This is a genomic window from Duganella rhizosphaerae, assembly GCF_040364205.1.
GTDB lineage: Bacteria > Pseudomonadota > Gammaproteobacteria > Burkholderiales > Burkholderiaceae_D > Rugamonas > Rugamonas rhizosphaerae.
In genome coordinates, this window is the sequence record NZ_BPWK01000016.1 from 92,863 (window position 1) to 110,045 (window position 17,183).

Genomic DNA, 17,183 nt, shown 5'->3' on the forward strand with positions numbered 1-17,183 from the left:
ACCCTACGACTGCGGCGCCGGCAACTTGTTAACCGCTGTGGGGTTGCGCCGCCGGATCGCGGCTGACGACGCGGTTGCGGCCGGTTTCCTTGGCGACGTACAGCAGAGTGTCGGCGTGCGCCACCCAGGCGCGCGCGACGGCCGCCGGATCGCCTTCGGCCTCGCCCGGATTCAGGCAGGCCACGCCGATCGACACCGTCACCGACAACTGCAATTCCTGCGACAGCGCGATCATGCTGCCGGCCACGCTGGCGCGGATGCGCTCGGCCACGAAGGCGGCGCTGTCCAGATTGGCGTCGATCAGCAGCACGACGAATTCCTCGCCGCCGAAACGCGCCAGCGCGTCCGAGGTGCGCAGCTCGTTCTTGATGCGGGTCGCCACCTCGCGCAGCACATCGTCGCCGCCGCCGTGGCCGACGGTGTCGTTGACGCGCTTGAAATGATCGATGTCGATGTACATGAACGAGATCGGATACTGCTGGCGCCGGGCGCGGGCGATCTCTTCCAGCAAGCGCCGGTCGATGTAGCGCCGGTTGTAGACGCCGGTCAGCGAATCGGTCAGGCCGATGTACTTGAGCATCTCGTTGCTGATGACGTTTTCCAGGCAGATGGCGATGATCGACGCCATGTGCTCGATGAAATCCGTGCCCAGGCTGGGCGTGAAGCGGGTCGGGTCGCAGCTGCCCAGGTTCAGGCTGCCGATGATGCGCTTGTTGCGCAACAGCGGCACCAGCGCCACGCTTTGCAGCCCGGCCGGCGGCTGCGGGAACGGCGTCGCATGGCGCCGCGCGTCGTACATGCCCAGCAGCGGCTTGGGCGTCGGCGTGTAGGCGTTGCGCTGGCCGAGGTCGAAACCCAGGTCGTCGAGCGCTTCAACGAAAATCAGTTCGGGGAAATCTTCAAACACCACGTCCAGCTTGGCCATGACGGTGCGGATGTCGGCGTCTTCGTCGATCAGCGTCAGGGTCACGCTGTCGAGCTCGGAGATCACCGGCAGCACGCGGAAGATGGTGCCTATCAGTTCGGGAAAATTGGCGGCGCTGACGATGTCCAGGTCGAACGCCTGGTGGCGGGTCATGATCGAATGGTTGCGCTCGGCCTGCTCCAGCAGGTAAGCCATGCGCGCACGCAGGGCCTGGTTTTCGGCCGCCAGATCCACCGCGCGCGCGGCGTGGTCAGTTGGCGGCGAGAACTTGCCGGTTGCAGTTTGCGTCATATTTGCCCTTACTCATCAGCTTGTTTCATGCCAGATGCCACATTACGCCAAGTTTTAGCTGTTGGGAATGGCTTGCTGCGTTAAAACGCCAAGGTAACGACGATTTCCTGCCCAACCCGCACGTGCTGGCCCTCTCCGGCGATCAGGATGCTGTTCATGCCGAAGCACAGGGCGCCGTCCAGCTCCGGCTTGGCGCGGTAGCCTTGCATCAGGTCCAGCGGATCGGGACCGAACTCGCCGGTGGCCTGGTCGACCGACGGCATAGGGCAACGCGAACAGGGTTTCACCGGCTTCAGCAGCGCATCGCCCAGCTGGAAGGTTTCGGCGTAGTCCTCTTCGAAGGCTTCGATGCCGGCCACGACCAGGTTGGGCCGGAAGCGGTTCATCGGGATGGCGTCGCGGCCGGCGCGACGCAGCTTGTCGTTCAGGTCGTCCAACGAGGCGGCGCCGGCCACCAGCATCGGGTAGCCGTCCGAGAACATGGTGGTGGCGGCCACGCCGTCGGTCCACTTCTGGCTGACGGCGCGTTCGGCCTTGGCGTGGAAGCGCGCCAGCCGGCACGGCACGCCGATCGCCTGACTGAACCATTCGGCGGTCAGGTCGTCGCAGTCGTAGGCCAGCACGGTGTCGTCCCAGACCTGGGTGGTGAGGGTGGGCGCTTGATCGGGATCGGGCAGGTCGAGCGGAATTTCCAGGCGCAGCATGCCGGGCGCGCGCAGTTCCAGCGTGCTGCCCTTGAGGTTGGGAGTGATCAGCGCCATGCGCGGATGTTCGCGCTGGGTCAGGCAGACGCCGGCGCCGTCGACCACCATCCATTCGCGGTCGTAGATCTGCGCGGTCATCAGGCCGGTGACGGTCAGCGTGGCTTCCTGCAAGGAGATGCCGCCGCAGGATTTGATCGGGTACAGCGTGATTTCGGAGAGGATCGGCATGCTCGGCACCAGTCGTTAGGCAGATGAAAACATTGCCATTATACGATCAACCGCGCGATCAACCGCGCGATCAGCACCGGCGGGCCGCTGGCGGCCCGCCTTTCCCCGGCCGGGATTACTCCTCGGCCTTGGCCGCTGCCTTGGCAGGACGCGGCGTGCGCGGTGCGGCCGGCTTGCGGGCCGGCTTGGCGGCCGCCTTGGCCTTGGCAGGCTTGGCAGTTGGCTTGGAGTCGGACTCGGCCGAAACAAGCGGAACAGGCGCCGGAGCTGGCGCTTCGACCGGAGCCGGAGCTGCCGCCGCCGGCTGCTCGCCGTTGGCCGCCGCAGCCCCCTTGCCGCCACGGGCGTTTTTCGCGTTCTTGCCGCCCTTGGCAGGCGCCTCGGCGTCGGCCTTCGGCTTGGCAGCCTCTTTCAGCTTGCGCGCAGGCGGTTTCGGGCCGCCTTTTTTCTTGGCTGGCGCCTCGTCGGCCACCACCGGCGCGCTGACGGCGACCGGCGCTTCGACCGCAGCCTGCGCCACCACCGGCGCTTCGGCGGCGGCTACGACCTCCTGCTGGCCCTGACGCTCGCCCTGCTTGCGTCCGCCGCGATTGCCACGGCCACGGCCACGGCCGCGCTCGGACTCGCCGGCCGCTGCGGCGGCTGGTGCTTCCAGGGCCTCAGGCGCTTCCGGCTGGCCGGCCTGTTGCTCCGGCTCGACATAGCTTGGCGCCGGCTGCTCGGCGTCGTCCTCGTCGCCATCGGTTTGCCCCGCGGCGCGGGATTGCTGCGCCTGGCGCTCGGCCTGGCGTTCGGCAAAGCGCTCGGCGGCGGTGCGGCCACGGCCACGGCTGCGGCGCGACTCCTGCTTGCCGCCATCCTGCGCCTCGGCCGGCGCGCCGTCCACCGACGACTCGCCCGGCGTCGCCACGCCGGTGCCGCGATACACGTAGGCGCCGGATTTTTCGTCACGACCGAATTCCAGCAGGCCGCGCGCCTTGCATTCCTCGATCAGGTTGCCGAAGGTGCGGAAGCCATAGTAGGACTCGCTGAAGTCCGGCTTGCGGCGCTTGATCGCTTCCTTCAGCACGGAGGCCCAGATCTTGCCGCTGTCGCCGCGCTCGGAGACCAGCGCCTCGAAAGTGTTGGCGGCGATTTCCACCGCCTGGTTGCGGCGCTTGTCCATCTCTTCGCGGCGCATGCGCTCCTCTTCCGGTGAACGCTTGACGGCCGGCTTGGCCTCGGGGCTGGCGTCGCGCTTGGCGCGGCGGCTTTCGCGCACCAGGTCGTCGTAGAAGATGAATTCGTCGCAGTTGGCCACCAGCAGGTCCGAGGTCGACTGCTTGACGCCGACGCCGATCACCTTCTTGGCGTTCTCGCGCAGCTTGGACACCAGCGGCGAAAAATCGGAATCGCCGGAGATGATGACGAAGGTGTCGACGTGCGACTTGGTGTAGCACAGGTCGAGCGCATCGACGACCATGCGGATGTCGGCCGAATTCTTGCCGGACTGGCGCACGTGCGGGATTTCGATCAGCTCGAAGTTAGCCTCGTGCATCGGCGCCTTGAAGCCCTTGTAGCGGTCCCAGTCGCAATACGCCTTCTTGACCACGATGCTGCCCTTGAGCAGCAGGCGTTCCAGCACCGGCTTGATGTCGAACTTGTCGTAATTGGCGTCGCGCACACCGAGCGCCACGTTTTCAAAATCGCAGAACAGCGCCATGCTGACGTTATCGTTGGAAGATGCCATGAAGAGTATTTTCTAGTGAAGGGTGAGACGGGCGCGGAAGGCAGACACTGCGCTCCGGCGAACAGGCAATCCGGCGATTATACCCAACAAAGCCGCCCGCGCGACGAACGCGACAACTAGCGGCACAGCTTGCGTTGCGCATCGGTGGCGCCGGACTGGCGCGGCAGCACCAGCTTGCAGGTGCCGAAAGCGTCCTGCCACGGCTTGTCGGCCAGCAGCGCGTCGGCCTGGCGGTTGAGGAAATCCAGCAGGTCCGGCTGGTTCGGCGCGGTGAAAAAAGCCCGTTCGAACACCGTGCGCGGCCGCGCCGACAGGTATAGCCAGCGGTCCAGGTCGGCGAACTGGCGGTGCAAGCGCGGCAGCGCACTGGCTTGCAAAAACGCCACCGGCACCCGGCGCTGCTGCAGCTTGAGCAGGCTGCGCAGTTCGGTGTCGGCGTCGTCGCGGCTCAGCTTGCCGCCCTTGACCAGCGGCTCCAGGTCTTTATAGCTGTAGCCCTGCACGGTGCCGATGCTCTTGCCGTACAGCGAGCTGTCGTCCACATACTCCAGCGGCGCGCTGCGCAGCGACGCCACCAGGTTGGCGTCGACCATGTAGTAGCGGCTCCAGCCCTGGCGCGCGCCGGCGCCGGCAAACCAGCGCGGGTTGGCCCAGGCCACCACGCCCGGCCAATGGGGTTGCTCCATCATCAGCTCGAGCCGGCGGCGCGGCAGCTGGGTGGCGACGAACTGGTAGCGGCCGTTGGAGCGTTGCGTCAGCCAGGCGGCCATCTTGTCGGTCAGGCTGCCGGGCGCGCCGGCGGCGAAGGTGGGGTCGGAATAATAGACATACAAGGGCAGGCTCTCGGCCGCCGGCGCAAGCCGCCCATGCAGCAGCAGCGCCAAGCCGGCGAGCAGTCCCCATGTCCTTGTTTTTTTCATGACAGCAATACTAACAGCAAGGCCGGACGGCGGCCAGCTCGGCCGGCCAGGCTTTACTCCGCCCTGGCGAACATGCCGACCATCGCCGTCACGTCGCGGCCGACGCCGCGATAGCCGATGAAGCGGCCGGTCTCGTCGAACATGGGCTCGCCGCTCACCTGCAGGTATTGCTGCACGCCGCCTATCGTCCGGCTGTAGACAAAGTCCAGGAAGGCCTTGCGCTCGGCGATATTCGATTGCAGCAGCGCGTGCTCGGCAACATTCCAGCCGCCGGTGTCGGTGCTGCCGATGCCCACCATGTCGGCCACCGGCCCGGACCAGTTGGTGAGCTGGCCGTCGACATCCTGCTCCCAATACCAGTCGGTCGACAGTTCGGCAAAGCGCTGGAAGCGCGCTTCGCTGGCGCGCAATTGCGCCGTGCGTTCCAGCACCGTGTATTCCAGCTGCTGGTTGTAGCGCTGCAGCTGGCGATGCAGCAGGCGCACTTCCAGCATATTGCGGATGCGCGTTTCCACCTCGACCAGCTCGAACGGCTTGCCGACGAAATCCTTGGCGCCGGCCTGCAAGGCGCGCAGCTTGTGGCTCGGCTGCGCCGTGATCACCAGCACCGGCACGTAACCGTCGAGCTCGATCTGCTTGAGCGCATCGAGCACGGCGAAGCCGTCCATGCCGGGCATTTGCAGGTCCAGCAGGATCAGGTCGTAATGGTGCTGCTGATGCAGGGCGCACACGGTGAACGGGTCCATCGTGCTGCTGACGTTGGTGTAGCCGGCGTTGGCCAGCATCTGCTCCAGCAGCATGACGTTCGCTTCCTGGTCGTCGACGATCAGGATCTGGGCGCGCAGTATTTCAGATGGATCTATCATGATGCGCTTCCGTTGGAACTTGTATGCAGGCTGCCGTGTTCGGCAGCATAGGCCAGCGCCAGGTCCAGCGCGCCCATGAATTCAATCACATTGATCGGCTTGGTCAGGTAGCGGAAAAAGCCGGCCTGGACTCCTTTTTCTATGTCGCGCGGCATGGCGTTGGCCGACAGCGCCATCACCGGAATGTGCGCCGTGGCGAGATCGTCCTGCAAGATCTTCAGGCAACCGTAGCCGCTCACGCCGGGCAGGTTGATGTCCATTAAAATCACATCAGGCTGGTAGGCGCGCGCCAGCTGGATGCCGCTGTGGCCGTCAATTGCGGTCAGCAGCTTGAGATCGCTGCGGCGCTGTATCAGTTGCTCCACCAGGCTCAGGTTGGCCGGGTTGTCCTCGATGTACAGCAGCGTTTTCAACGCGGCGTGGTCGCGGCCCTCGAACGGCGCCGACATGTCGAAGGCGGCGATCTCCAGCACCGGCTCGCTGCTGGCGGCCAGCTCGATCCAGAAGGTGGTGCCGACGCCGATCTCGCTGTGCACGCCGATGGCGCCCCCCATCAGCTCGGTCAGCTGTTTGGTCACCACCAGCCCGATGCCGGTGCCCTCTTCCGCGCCGTCTTCCTGCCCCAGCCGGTTGAAGGGCTGGAACAGCTGCGCCATCTGCTCGTCGCTCAGGCCGGCTCCGGTATCGGTCACGTTGATGCGCACCATGCCTTCGCTGCCGGCCGTGCATTCCACCGTCACCTTGCCGCCGCGCCGGTTGTACTTGATGGCGTTGGACAGCAGATTGATCATCACCTGCTTGACGCGCGTGCGGTCCGCATGCACGAAGAAGGGCTCGCTCAGCGAGGCGAAGAACAAGCGGATGCCGCGCTTTTCCGCCTGCGGGCCGATCAGCGCCTGGCAATCCCTGAGCACTTCGGACAGGCCCATCGACTCCTGCGACATCGTCACCTTGCCCGATTCGATCATGGCCAGGTCGAGGATTTCATTAATCAGTTGCAGCAAGTACCAGCCGCCCTTGAGGATCTGGTCCAGCGAACGCTGCTGCGAGACGCTGGGTGGCGGCTTGTCCGACGCCAGCAGCTGCGCAAAGCCCAGCACCGCGTTGAGCGGCGTGCGCAGTTCATGGCTCATGGCCGACAGGAATTCCGACTTGGCGCGGTTGGCCGTCTCGGCCAGCGCGCGCGCCGCCTCCAGTTCGACGTTGGTTTCCTGTAGCGCCAGCTGCTGCTCGCGCAGGCGCTGGTCCAGCAGGGCTTGTTCCCGCTCGACCTGCTTGCGGGCCGTGTTGTCGGTCCCCATCAGCAGGTAGCCGATGACTTTTTCCTCGGCGTCGCGCAGCGGGCTGACCGAGACGATGGCGGGGAAGCGGCTGCCATCCTTGCGGATATAGGTCAGCTCGTAGATGTCTTCGATGCCGCGCGAAGCCTTGAACACCAGCGCTTCAAAACCCGGCAGGATGGTCACGCCGGCTTCGATGCTGAGCGCGGCGGCGCGCGCGATGATTTCCTGCGCGTCGGAGATGCCGGCCGGCGTGATCTGGTTCACCACTTCGGCGGCGCTGTAGCCCAGCATGCGCTCGGCGCCGACGTTGAAAATCTGGATCACGCCCTGGGCATCGGTGGCGATGCTGGAGAAGTTGGCGCTGTTGTGAATCGCCATTTGCAGCGCGTCGGCCTTGAGCAGCGGGCTTTCAGGCAGTTGGATCGGTTTCATTGCAGTCCCTGGCGTTGGCGCACGTCCGACATCAGACGCGCGAATTCTTTTTTGACCACGCCATAGCATTCGCAGACGTCGGCTTCCAGGCCGGCCCGGTCGAGCACGGAGATATGGCCGCGGCGGTTGCTGATGTAGCCGTTCGCCTGCAGACGGCCGGCCGCCACCGTCACCCCTTCGCGCCGCACGCCCAGCATGCTGGCGATCAGCTCCTGGGTCATGGTCAGCTCGCTGGTCGGCAGGCGGTCCAAGGTCAGCAGCAGCCAGCGGCACAGTTGCTGCTCCACCGTGTGATGGCGGTTGCAGATCGCCGTCTGCGACATCTGGGTGATCAGCGCCTGGGTGTAGCGCAGCAGCAGGCGCATGACGGGCCCGGCGCGGTTGAACTCTTCCATCAGGATATGCGCCTTGAGGCGGTAGCCGTGACCGGAGGTCTGGACCATGGCGCGGCTGGGCGTGGTGTTACCGCCCATGAACAGCGAGATGCCGAGAATGCCCTCGTTGCCGACGCCGGCGATCTCGGACGAGCTGCCGTTCTCCAGCACATAGTGCAGCGAGACGATGGCCGACGTCGGGAAATACACGTGATCGAGCTTGCCGCCGGATTCGTACAGCACATCGCCCAGCCGCATCATGATCGGTTCCAGGTGCGGCGACAGGCGCGCGAACTCGGCGTCTAATAGCGCGGCCAGCAGGTGGTTCTGGTTGGGGTCGTTAAGACGCATGGAAACATTCCTTGTTCCAGTCGTCAGCTAGGTAGGGGTGGGGACGAAAAACGGTAATACTTCCACAGGGTAACACACATGGACGCCAACGACAGGTTTGCTGCAAGTCTGGAGTGCAGGCGGATTTCGGGCGGCAATCGTGCTAGTCTAAAGCACACATAGACATTCCAGAGAGGTTGTATGTCAATTTATCGTGCCGAAGGGCTGGAAGCATTCCGCAACTATGAGGCCGCCCTGGCGGAAGAGCATGCGATGGCGCACGAACTGGCGCAGTGCGCCAAGATCGAAGTCTACAACTTGCTGGCCGCCGACTTGTTCGAGCGTATGACGGCGGCTCGCGCCAAAACGCTAGCGGCGTTCAAGAGCGTCGAGGGCTTCAAGTCCTGAAATGTAAAAGATACGTCGCGCTTTTATTTTGGCGGCGCGGAGCCCGCGACGGGACTTCCGGGGACGACAGCGATATTCGTATTGTGTGCGGCGGTAATCAACCAATGACCGCCGCGCTTGACAAATACCTGGGTAAACAAACCTTCGCGAGGCGTGCGCGGTGTGCCGTCGGGATTCTTGTCGCCGCGCAGCCCCCACATTTGATGGGCGATGGCGACGTCCGGCTTGAGAAACCGTATATCCAATTTCAGGTTGGTCCAGACGCTGTCCTTGAACATCATTTCATGGACCAGCGTATGGTTTTTCTTGATCTCAGCCGGCCCGATCCATCTGCGGCCATTGACTTGAACAAAGTCAGCGTCGTCGGTGAAGAGGCTGGAAAGCGCCTCCATATCGTGGCGGTTCCAGGCGTCCTGCCAACGACTTTCGATTTGCTGGATCGCCAACTCGTCATCTGAAGGGGACGCTTGAACCGGCGACAGATCCATCGCCGCCAAGGTCATGAGTAACGCAAGCTTAAGTGGGAATCGCATCAATGCTCTCCTGCTGTCGTTGCAAATCAGGCCATGTTGATATTCTAGCTCTGATTTTGCGCCGATCAAGCACGATTCAATCGGCCAACAATCATGATGCGCCCCGCCCAAAACAAAGAAGCCCTGTATCGACAGGGCTTCTTCAGAATACTGCGCGTCAGACGTTGAACAGGAAGTTCAACACGTCGCCATCCTTGACCACGTATTCCTTGCCCTCGGCGCGCATCTTGCCCGCTTCCTTGGCGCCGCCCTCGCCCTTGTACTGGATGAAGTCGTCATAGGCGATGGTTTGCGCGCGGATGAAGCCGCGTTCGAAGTCGGTGTGGATCACGCCGGCCGCTTGCGGCGCGGTGTCGCCCACGTGGATGGTCCAGGCGCGCACTTCCTTCACGCCGGCGGTGAAGTAGGTTTGCAGGCCCAGCAGCTTGTAGGCGGCGCGGATCAGACGGTCCAGGCCCGGCTCTTCCATGCCCATGTCGGTCAGGAAGGCGGTCTTGTCGGCGTCGTCGAGGTCGGCGATTTCCGCTTCGATCGACGCGCAGATGGCGACGATGGGCGCGTTCTGGGTGGCGGCGTAGGCGGTCAGCTGGTCCAGCAGCAGGTTGTCCTTGAAGCCGGTGTCGGACACGTTGGCCACGTACATGGCCGGCTTGGCGGTGATCAGGCACAACTGCTTGATCAGGGCCATTTCGTCGGCGTCCAGGCCCATGGCGCGCACCGGCTTGGCTTCGTTCAGGTGCGGCACGATGCGCTCCATGATGGCCAGCAGCTTGGCGGCGTCCTTGTCGCCGGAACGGGCTTTCTTGTTTTCGCGGTGGATGGCTTTTTCCACGGTGGCCAGGTCGGCCAGCGCCAGCTCGGTCTGGATCACTTCGATGTCGTCCAGCGGGCTGACCTTGCCGGCCACGTGGATCACGTTGTCATCTTCGAAGCAGCGCACGACGTTGACGATGGCGTCGGTTTCGCGGATGTGCGACAGGAACTGGTTGCCCAGGCCCTCGCCCTGCGACGCGCCCGCCACCAGGCCGGCGATGTCGACGAACTCGACGATGGCGTTGACCATGCGTTCCGGCTTGACGATCTCGGCCAGCGCGCCCATGCGCGGATCCGGCACTTCGACCACGCCGACGTTAGGCTCGATGGTGCAGAACGGATAGTTCTCGGCCGGGATGCCGGCCTTGGTCAGGGCGTTGAAGAGAGTGGACTTGCCGACGTTAGGCAGGCCGACGATGCCGCATTGGAGACTCATGAAAAACCTTTAATTATCAATTTCGCCGGCAAGCGGCTGGTGAAAAACGGCCAGCGAGGGGCGTTTTCTGGATATTCTTGCTTTTTAAAGCGTTCAAGGGTCAATTGTACCTCCCTCGCAGCGACTCTTCAAAAAAACAGCCTTCCCGGACTTGCATTCCGTCGGCAATCCTGTCGATCCATCGCATTCCGCCCTGCCCGGCCATTCTTCCCGGCTACAATTGCCGCCATGAATATCAGTTCCTCTTTCCAACTGGCCTGGCGCTCGTTCTGGGTGTTAAAAAAACACCGCCAGGAGCCGCTGTGGGCGCAACTGGCGGTCGGCGCCGCCCTGGCGCTGCCGATCGGCTCCGTCATGATGCTCATTAACGGCCTGCTGACCGGGCGCGTGGGCGACCCCGGCTGGTGGCGCGCTTCGTTTCTGTTCAACCTGTTCATCTGCCTGTGCGTGGCCTATAGCATGCTGGCGATCACCCGCGCCGTCGAAAAACTGCTGCCGGCCGCCAGCATCGAACGGATTTCCGAGGCGGCCGACTGGCGCGCCGCGCTGCTGATCAACGCCATCGCCGTATCGGGCGTCGTGCTGGGCTGCGCGTTCAGCCTGAGTTTGTACACCTGGCTCACCGACTGGGATGCCTGGGGCAGTTTCATGAGCCACAGCGTGGCCCAGACCGAGTTCCTCGCCTTCGTCATGGTGGTGGCGGCGGCCAACTGGTTCTGGTGGCGCCTGCGGGTCAGGCAGGACCGGCTGCTGCACCAGGCGATGGAGGCCCAGCTGCGCCTGCTCCAGGCGCAGATCGAACCGCACTTCCTGTTCAACACGCTGGCCAATGTACAAAGCCTGCTCGATCGCGACACGCCGCGCGCCCGGCTGATGCTGGAAACCTTCACCGACTATCTGCGCGCCAGCCTGGGCCAGCTGCGCCACACCGACAGCACGCTGGCGGCCGAACTGGCGATGGTGCGCAGCTACCTGACGCTGCTGCAGATCCGCATGGAAGACCGGCTGCGCTTCGAGATCGACGCCAGCGACGAAGCCCTGGCGGCGACCTTGCCCACGCTGCTGCTGCAACCGCTGGTGGAAAACGCCATCGAACACGGACTGGAGCCGAAGATCGAAGGCGGCTGCGTCCGCATCCGCGCGCACGTCGTCGACGGCCAGCTCGACATCCGCGTCGACGACGACGGCCTCGGCCAGGACGGCCCGCGCCGTCCGCGCAAGCGCGGCAGCGGCATGGCCCTGCCCAACATCCGCGAGCGCTTGCGCACCCGCTACGGCGGCAAGGCGGCGCTGACGCTGGCGCCGCAAACGGTGGGCATGCAAGCCTCGCTGTCCATCCCCTACCGGACGCTGGCATGACGCGCGCGCTGATCGCCGACGACGAACCGCATCTGGCGCTGTACCTGAAGGAGCAGCTGGAACTGCTGTGGCCGGAACTGGAGATCGTGCACATCGCCCGCAACGGCGTGGAGGCGGCCGCATGCATCGAGGAACTGGAGCCGGACCTGGCCTTCCTCGACATCCAGATGCCGGGCCTGGGCGGGCTGGAAGTGGCGCAGGGCATCGAAGGCGAAACCCGCGTGGTGTTCGTCACCGCCTTCGACACCTATGCGGTGCAGGCCTTCGACCATTGCGCGCTCGACTACCTGCTCAAGCCGCTGAAGACCGACCGGCTGGTGCAGATGATCGAACGGGTCAAGGCCACGCTGGCCTTGCAGGCGGCCGGTCGCAGCGCGCAGCCCGATGCGCGCCTGTCGCAAGCGCTGCACCAGTTGACGCGCGGACCGGCGGCGCCGGCGCGGCTGCGCTTCGTGCGCGCCGGCCAGGGCGAGTTTGTGCACCAGATCGCCGTCAGCGACATCCTGTACTTCCACGCCGACGACAAGTACACGGTGGTGCAGACCACCGCCGGCGAGCACCTGATCCGCACCACCATCGTCGAGCTGTCCGAGCAGCTCGACCCCGAGCAGTTCTGGCAGGTCCATCGCTCCACGCTGGTCAACCTGGACTACCTGGCCGGCACCCGGCGCGACGAGAGCAGCCGCCTGTTCCTGCGCATCAAGGGCCATGCGCGCGAGTTGCGCGTCAGCCGCGCCTACGTCCACCTGTTCCGGGCGATGTAGGCGGCTGGCGATTCGTCGGCGCGGCTGTCGATTCGTCGCCTGCCGCTGCCGCCGGCGCCGGCCCTGTGGGATGTTTGCATTCTCGCAAACATTGATCCCATAGGACCCCGCAATGAAAAAAACCATTTCCCTGTTGTCGATGCTGATGTTGAGCTGCCCGCTGTTCGCGGCCACCGATCCCCTGCTCACGCCCTCCATGGTCACGCTCAAGGGCGGCGCATTCGTCATGGGCAGCACCGCCAATCCGAAGGACGATGGTTATCCGAACTCGGAGCCGCTGCACACCGTCAACATCAAGAGCTACCGGCTGTCCCGCTACGAGACTACCGTCGGGCAATTCCGCCAGTTTATCGAGGCCACCGGCTACAAGGCCGACGGCGATTGCTGGAAGCTGGCGGCCACCGACTGGGGCATGGACAGCGGCAAGGCCGGCTGGAACGCCGCCGTCAACGCGCCGGGCGACTACCATCCGGTGATGTGCGTCAGCTGGGACGACGCCCACGCCTACCTGCAATGGCTGTCGAAGCAAACCGGGCGGCACTTCCGTCTGCCCAGCGAAGCGGAATGGGAATACGCGGCGCGCGCCGGCGCCAGCAGCCGCTATCCCTACGGCGACGATCCGGCCGCGCTATGCCAATACGCCAACGTTTTCGATCGCAGCGGCAAGACCGCCATTACACGCATCACCGGCAAGGACCGCAAGGAAATCGCCTGCGACGACCAGGCCGAGCTGACCACGGTGGTCGGCATGTACCAGCCGAATGCCTACGGCCTGTACGACATGCTGGGCAACGTCGGAGAAGTGGTCGAAGACTGCCAGCACCTGAGCTACCAGGGCGCCCCCGGCGATGGCGCGCCCTGGACCACCGGCTGCGATCTGTTCCACGGCTCGTCCATGGTCATCCATCGCGGCGGCAGCTACAACAGCGGCCCGGCCGGCGCCAGCCCGACCTACCGCAGCCATACGGGAACGGACAACCGCAGCAGCGTGGGAGAAGGCTTCCGCATCGCCGAGGACGCCAGCGGCGATGCGGCCCTGGATGGCGGCGCGAGCGCCTTCGATACCGGCCTGGCGAAGGCGCAGGCCGCCGAACGGGGCCGCCGCGCAAAATAAACCCGCGCAACACCGCGAAAAAGGAATAGTGGACTTATTGCTGTATAGCACTATCATACAGACAGTGCTATCCGCAGGAGTCCACGCCATGCCAGCAATCGCCGCAACGGCCCCGATCTATATGCGCAGCAGGCGATTCGATCGCCTGTTCGTGCTGGGCATTCCCCTGCTCGCTCTGGCCGTGGGCGCACTGGCGCTCGGCTTCCCCCAATACTTCGTGCTGATCATTTCGCTGGACCTGGCCCTGCTGGGTTATCACCATGTCATCTCCACTTACACCCGCCTGCTGTTCGACCTGAAGTCGGCCCGCCAGCACTGGGCGCTGTTGCTGCCCTTGCCGGTGGCGGTGTTTGCCGGCGTCTACCTGCTGATCGGCTGGGGCGGATTGGCGGCGGTCGCCACGCTGTACATGCACTGGCAGTGGTATCACTACACGCGGCAAAGCGAAGGCATCAACAAGGCCTACGGCATGAAGACGCGCAGCGTCCAGGCCGGCAATCCCGTGTTCAACCGCATCACCTTTTACCTGGTGCCGGCCGCCGCCTTCCTGATGATGAGCGCGCGCCCGGACTCCACCTTTCTGGCGATGGAAGTGTGGAAGCTGCCGGTGCCGCAATGGCTGGCCCTGGCCGCGCTGGCGGCGGCGGGCGCTTGCCTGGCCTGGTGGCTGGCGGCGCAGCTGCGCGCGCTGTCCGCCGGCACGCTGGGCCGGCTGCATTTCGCCTACCTGTGCTCGCACTACCTGATCTACCTGGTGTCGTATGTCGCGATCCACGACATCACCAGCGGCTGGCTGGTCATCAACGTCTGGCACAACGCGCAGTACATCGCCTTCGTGTGGCTGTTCAACTCCAACCAGTTCAAGGGCGGCGTCAACCCCGAGCAGCGGGCGCTGTCCTGGCTCAGCCAGGAAGGCCGCTGGCCGCTCTACCTGATGGCCTGCCTGGCGCTGACCGGCGTGGTGTACCGCTCGATCGACATGTCCAATGCCTACTTCGCCAACTACACGCTGGTGCCGCTGGTGGTGATCGCCTACCAGGGCATCAATTTCCATCACTACATCGTTGACTCCATCATCTGGAAGCTGCGCAAGCGCGATGTCCAGAGCGCGCTGAAGATAGTCTGACCATGCCGCGCACCGGACTGGCCGGCAAGCCGGGCCGCTACCCTGTCCTCGATGCATTGCGCGCCGTGGCGATCCTGCTGGTGCTGGCGCGGCATTGGGCGGTCGCCTCGCAGGCCACGTTCGGCGTCGTGCCCGGCGGGCCGCTGGCGGTGTTGTCGGCCAATGGCTGGATCGGTGTCGACCTGTTCTTTGTGCTCAGCGGTTTCCTGATCGGCAGCCACTTCGCCGGGCCGCATGCGGCGCCGTTCGAGCGCGCCTCGGTGATGGAATTCTACCGCCGCCGCGCGTTCCGCACGCTGCCGCTGTACTGGGGCGTGATCCTGCTGTGCTGGCTGGGCGCGCCGTGGACGCTGGGTGCGGAATTCTCCAGCCTGTCCTTCGCCACGCACCTGCTGTTCATGCAGGATTATCTGGGGTCGGATGTCATGGTCACGCTGTGGTCGCTGGCGGTGGAGGAGAAGTTTTACCTGGCCACGCCATTGCTGCTGTTCCTGCTGACGCGGGTGGGTACGCGCTCCGCCTGCATGCTGCTGGCGGTGGTGATGGCAGGACTATGCTGGTCGATGCAGGCCAGCGCCCGGAACATCGCGCCGGGCGACTACCCTGCCTTCTTCTGGGCGATACGCGCGCCGTTTCATCATGCGGTGCTGGGCATCCTGGCAGGCGTGCTGGTCGCCGTCCAGCATGGCGCATCCAATATAGGGCGCGCGCCGCGCGCGCTGTTCCTGGCGCTGGCGATGCCGCCGCTGTTGCTGCTGACCTATAGGGATTGGCTGACACAGGGCGACTGGCCGACGGTGTGCTGGATCATCGCGCTGTCGTCCATGCTGTTTGCGCTGCTGGTGCGTTGCGGCCTGGCCGTCAATGCGCAGCTGCCTTCGTTTGGCGCCGCGCGTCCGCTGCGCTACATCGCCAGGCTGTCCTATGCGCTGTATCTGGTGCACTACCCGCTGATCGGACCCGCCACAAAAGTCTGCCAGGCCCTGCTCGGAGAAACGCAGCAGGCGCCCGTACTGGGCAGCCTGCTGTTCCTGGCGATCTACGGCGCCATGTCGTGGGCCGCCGCGTGGCTGCTGCACGTCGCATTGGAAAAACCGTTCCTGCGACTGCGCGACCGCCGCGCCGCTACCTGCCTTAACGCTCTTTGACGAACAGCGCGGTGATCATGCCGAGCACGCTCACGGCGATGACATAGTAGGCCGGCGCCAGCGGGTTATTCTTCAACATCAGCGCCACCACCACCGGCGTCAGGCCACCGAAGATGGCGTACGACACGTTGTACGAGAACGACAGGCCCGAGAAGCGCACCTGCGCCGGGAAGGCCTTGACCAGCACGCAAGGTACGGCGCCCACCACGCCAACCGTGAAGCCGACCAGCGCATACAAGGGCAGCAGCAGATCCGGCCGCGCGTGCAGCGTGGTGTAGAACACATAGGTGCTGATCGCCAGCAGCAAGGCGCCGCCGAACAAGGTGGTGCGCGCGCCGATGCGGTCGGCCAGCACGCCCGCCACCAGGCAACCGATGGACAGGCACAGCGTCGCCAGGGTGTTCGCCATCAGCGAGGTATGCGGATCGAAGCCGTAGATCTTTTGCAGCAGGGTCGGCGTCATCAGGATGACCACGACGATGGCGGCCGACAGCATCCACGTCAGCAGCATCGACACCACCACCGCGCCGCGATGATTGCGCAGCACGGTCTTGAGCGGCATTTCGGCGGCCAGCGCCTTGCGTTGCTGCAGCTCGGCGAAGACCGGCGTCTCATGCAGCCAGCGGCGCAGGTACATCGCGCCCAGGCCGAAGAAGCCGCCCAGCAGGAACGGCAAACGCCAGGCGCCGTCGGCCACCTGCTCCGGCGTGAAGGCGGTGTTGATGCCGGTGGCGACCACCGAACCCAGCAGGATGCCGGCGGTCAGGCCGGCGGTCAGCGTGCCGCAGGCATAGCCGATATGGCGCGCCGGCACGTGCTCGGACACAAACACCCACGCACCCGGCACCTCGCCGCCCACCGCCGCGCCCTGCATCACGCGCAGCAGCAACAGCAGCATGGGGGCCGCCAGGCCGATGCTGGCGTAGGTCGGCAGCATGCCCATCAGCAGCGTCGGCACCGCCATCAGCAGGATGGACATGGTGAACATTTTTTTCCGGCCAAACAAATCGCCGAAGTGCGCCATGATGATGCCGCCCAGCGGACGCACCACATAGCCGGCGGCGAAGATGCCGAAGGTTTGCACCATGCTCAGCCAACCCGGCATCGACGGCGGGAAGAACAGCTTGCCGATCACGGCGGTGAAGAAGACAAAAATAACGAAATCGTAGAACTCCAGCGCGCCGCCGAGGGCGGCCAGCGACAGGGTCTTGTAATCCTGGCGGGTAAGCGGCCGGGCGGGTGTGGCGCTTGGGTCCATGCCGGGGCTGGGGGCGATGGCTGCTGCGTTATCTTTTATCTGCATGTCTGGTCTCGCTTTTATTTGCATTTTTATGGGTAGCCGGTTTGCGGCAAGCATAGAATACGCAATTTTTCCGGCGATGAGTAAACCGGATCGACAA

16 protein-coding genes are annotated in these 17,183 nt (G+C 64.7%); 6 read left to right on the forward strand and 10 right to left on the reverse strand.

The window, feature by feature from the left end; all coding sequences use genetic code 11:
- Positions 1-28: 28 nt before the first annotated feature.
- From RUGAMON1_RS26870 to RUGAMON1_RS26900, 7 genes are all read right to left on the reverse strand, one after another.
- Complete coding sequence (locus RUGAMON1_RS26870) at positions 29-1,216, reverse strand: GGDEF domain-containing protein (RefSeq protein WP_445233403.1); 1,188 nt, start codon at positions 1,214-1,216, stop codon at positions 29-31.
- Positions 1,217-1,296: 80 nt separating this feature from the next.
- On the reverse strand, positions 1,297-2,148 hold the full coding sequence (locus RUGAMON1_RS26875; RefSeq protein WP_445233404.1) for an MOSC domain-containing protein: 852 nt from the start codon (positions 2,146-2,148) through the stop codon (positions 1,297-1,299).
- Between the two features lie 115 nt (positions 2,149-2,263).
- On the reverse strand, positions 2,264-3,877 hold the full coding sequence (locus RUGAMON1_RS26880) for an NYN domain-containing protein (protein ID WP_445233405.1): 1,614 nt from the start codon (positions 3,875-3,877) through the stop codon (positions 2,264-2,266).
- 116 nt (positions 3,878-3,993) lie between these two features.
- Positions 3,994-4,797, reverse strand: coding sequence for a type 2 periplasmic-binding domain-containing protein (locus RUGAMON1_RS26885; protein ID WP_445233406.1), 804 nt, complete (start codon positions 4,795-4,797; stop codon positions 3,994-3,996).
- Between the two features lie 53 nt (positions 4,798-4,850).
- On the reverse strand, positions 4,851-5,663 hold the full coding sequence (locus RUGAMON1_RS26890) for a response regulator (RefSeq protein WP_445233407.1): 813 nt from the start codon (positions 5,661-5,663) through the stop codon (positions 4,851-4,853).
- A complete protein-coding gene (locus RUGAMON1_RS26895; RefSeq protein WP_445233408.1) occupies positions 5,660-7,378 on the reverse strand; it encodes a hybrid sensor histidine kinase/response regulator in 1,719 nt (572 codons plus the stop codon). Before RUGAMON1_RS26895 ends, RUGAMON1_RS26890 begins: the two co-directional genes overlap by 4 nt.
- Positions 7,375-8,103: a Crp/Fnr family transcriptional regulator gene (locus RUGAMON1_RS26900; RefSeq protein WP_445233409.1), complete on the reverse strand. Its 729-nt coding sequence runs from the start codon at positions 8,101-8,103 to the stop codon at positions 7,375-7,377. The genes RUGAMON1_RS26895 and RUGAMON1_RS26900 overlap by 4 nt, the downstream gene beginning before the upstream one ends.
- 180 nt (positions 8,104-8,283) lie before the next feature.
- Between RUGAMON1_RS26900 and RUGAMON1_RS26905 the strand changes: the two genes are divergently transcribed.
- Positions 8,284-8,490: a hypothetical protein gene (locus RUGAMON1_RS26905; protein ID WP_445233410.1), complete on the forward strand. Its 207-nt coding sequence runs from the start codon at positions 8,284-8,286 to the stop codon at positions 8,488-8,490.
- Positions 8,491-8,513: 23 nt separating this feature from the next.
- Here the strand turns inward: RUGAMON1_RS26905 and RUGAMON1_RS26910 are convergent, their stop codons facing one another.
- Positions 8,514-9,023, reverse strand: coding sequence for a YybH family protein (locus RUGAMON1_RS26910; RefSeq protein WP_445233411.1), 510 nt, complete (start codon positions 9,021-9,023; stop codon positions 8,514-8,516).
- 157 nt (positions 9,024-9,180) lie between these two features.
- Complete coding sequence (gene ychF / locus RUGAMON1_RS26915) at positions 9,181-10,272, reverse strand: redox-regulated ATPase YchF (RefSeq protein WP_445233412.1); 1,092 nt, start codon at positions 10,270-10,272, stop codon at positions 9,181-9,183.
- A gap of 228 nt (positions 10,273-10,500) precedes the next feature.
- Between ychF and RUGAMON1_RS26920 the strand changes: the two genes are divergently transcribed.
- The 5 genes from RUGAMON1_RS26920 to RUGAMON1_RS26940 all read left to right on the forward strand — a co-directional run bounded on the left by RUGAMON1_RS26920 (position 10,501) and on the right by RUGAMON1_RS26940 (position 15,783).
- Entirely contained in the window at positions 10,501-11,631 is a 1,131-nt protein-coding gene (locus RUGAMON1_RS26920) for a sensor histidine kinase (protein WP_445233413.1), read from the forward strand.
- Positions 11,628-12,395 carry a LytR/AlgR family response regulator transcription factor gene (locus RUGAMON1_RS26925; protein ID WP_445233414.1) on the forward strand — a complete coding sequence of 256 codons (768 nt, stop codon included), beginning with the start codon at positions 11,628-11,630 and terminating at the stop codon, positions 12,393-12,395. Before RUGAMON1_RS26920 ends, RUGAMON1_RS26925 begins: the two co-directional genes overlap by 4 nt.
- A 112-nt stretch (positions 12,396-12,507) precedes the next feature.
- Positions 12,508-13,509 carry a formylglycine-generating enzyme family protein gene (locus RUGAMON1_RS26930; protein WP_445233415.1) on the forward strand — a complete coding sequence of 334 codons (1,002 nt, stop codon included), beginning with the start codon at positions 12,508-12,510 and terminating at the stop codon, positions 13,507-13,509.
- A gap of 88 nt (positions 13,510-13,597) precedes the next feature.
- Positions 13,598-14,635: a hypothetical protein gene (locus RUGAMON1_RS26935; protein WP_445233416.1), complete on the forward strand. Its 1,038-nt coding sequence runs from the start codon at positions 13,598-13,600 to the stop codon at positions 14,633-14,635.
- A 2-nt stretch (positions 14,636-14,637) separates the two neighbouring features.
- Positions 14,638-15,783, forward strand: a complete 1,146-nt coding sequence (locus tag RUGAMON1_RS26940) for an acyltransferase family protein (protein WP_445233417.1) — start codon at positions 14,638-14,640, stop codon at positions 15,781-15,783.
- Here RUGAMON1_RS26940 and RUGAMON1_RS26945 read toward each other — a convergent pair.
- On the reverse strand, positions 15,770-17,041 hold the full coding sequence (locus tag RUGAMON1_RS26945; protein WP_445233473.1) for an MFS transporter: 1,272 nt from the start codon (positions 17,039-17,041) through the stop codon (positions 15,770-15,772). The genes RUGAMON1_RS26940 and RUGAMON1_RS26945 overlap by 14 nt on opposite strands.
- Positions 17,042-17,183 lie beyond the last annotated feature (142 nt).

Bases quoted from the DNA above. Each gene is read 5' to 3' on its own strand.
- RUGAMON1_RS26935 (WP_445233416.1), top strand. From the start codon at position 13,598: ATGCCAGCAATCGCCGCAACGGCCCCGATCTATATGCGCAGCAGGCGA.
- RUGAMON1_RS26920 (WP_445233413.1), top strand. From the start codon at position 10,501: ATGAATATCAGTTCCTCTTTCCAACTGGCCTGGCGCTCGTTCTGGGTG.
- RUGAMON1_RS26885 (WP_445233406.1), bottom strand. From the start codon at position 4,797: ATGAAAAAAACAAGGACATGGGGACTGCTCGCCGGCTTGGCGCTGCTG.
- RUGAMON1_RS26890 (WP_445233407.1), bottom strand. From the start codon at position 5,663: ATGATAGATCCATCTGAAATACTGCGCGCCCAGATCCTGATCGTCGAC.
- RUGAMON1_RS26925 (WP_445233414.1), top strand. From the start codon at position 11,628: ATGACGCGCGCGCTGATCGCCGACGACGAACCGCATCTGGCGCTGTAC.
- RUGAMON1_RS26895 (WP_445233408.1), bottom strand. From the start codon at position 7,378: ATGAAACCGATCCAACTGCCTGAAAGCCCGCTGCTCAAGGCCGACGCG.
- RUGAMON1_RS26880 (WP_445233405.1), bottom strand. From the start codon at position 3,877: ATGGCATCTTCCAACGATAACGTCAGCATGGCGCTGTTCTGCGATTTT.
- RUGAMON1_RS26930 (WP_445233415.1), top strand. From the start codon at position 12,508: ATGAAAAAAACCATTTCCCTGTTGTCGATGCTGATGTTGAGCTGCCCG.
- RUGAMON1_RS26875 (WP_445233404.1), bottom strand. From the start codon at position 2,148: ATGCCGATCCTCTCCGAAATCACGCTGTACCCGATCAAATCCTGCGGC.
- RUGAMON1_RS26900 (WP_445233409.1), bottom strand. From the start codon at position 8,103: ATGCGTCTTAACGACCCCAACCAGAACCACCTGCTGGCCGCGCTATTA.
- ychF (WP_445233412.1), bottom strand. From the start codon at position 10,272: ATGAGTCTCCAATGCGGCATCGTCGGCCTGCCTAACGTCGGCAAGTCC.
- RUGAMON1_RS26940 (WP_445233417.1), top strand. From the start codon at position 14,638: ATGCCGCGCACCGGACTGGCCGGCAAGCCGGGCCGCTACCCTGTCCTC.
- RUGAMON1_RS26870 (WP_445233403.1), bottom strand. From the start codon at position 1,216: ATGACGCAAACTGCAACCGGCAAGTTCTCGCCGCCAACTGACCACGCC.
- RUGAMON1_RS26905 (WP_445233410.1), top strand. From the start codon at position 8,284: ATGTCAATTTATCGTGCCGAAGGGCTGGAAGCATTCCGCAACTATGAG.
- RUGAMON1_RS26910 (WP_445233411.1), bottom strand. From the start codon at position 9,023: ATGCGATTCCCACTTAAGCTTGCGTTACTCATGACCTTGGCGGCGATG.
- RUGAMON1_RS26945 (WP_445233473.1), bottom strand. From the start codon at position 17,041: ATGGACCCAAGCGCCACACCCGCCCGGCCGCTTACCCGCCAGGATTAC.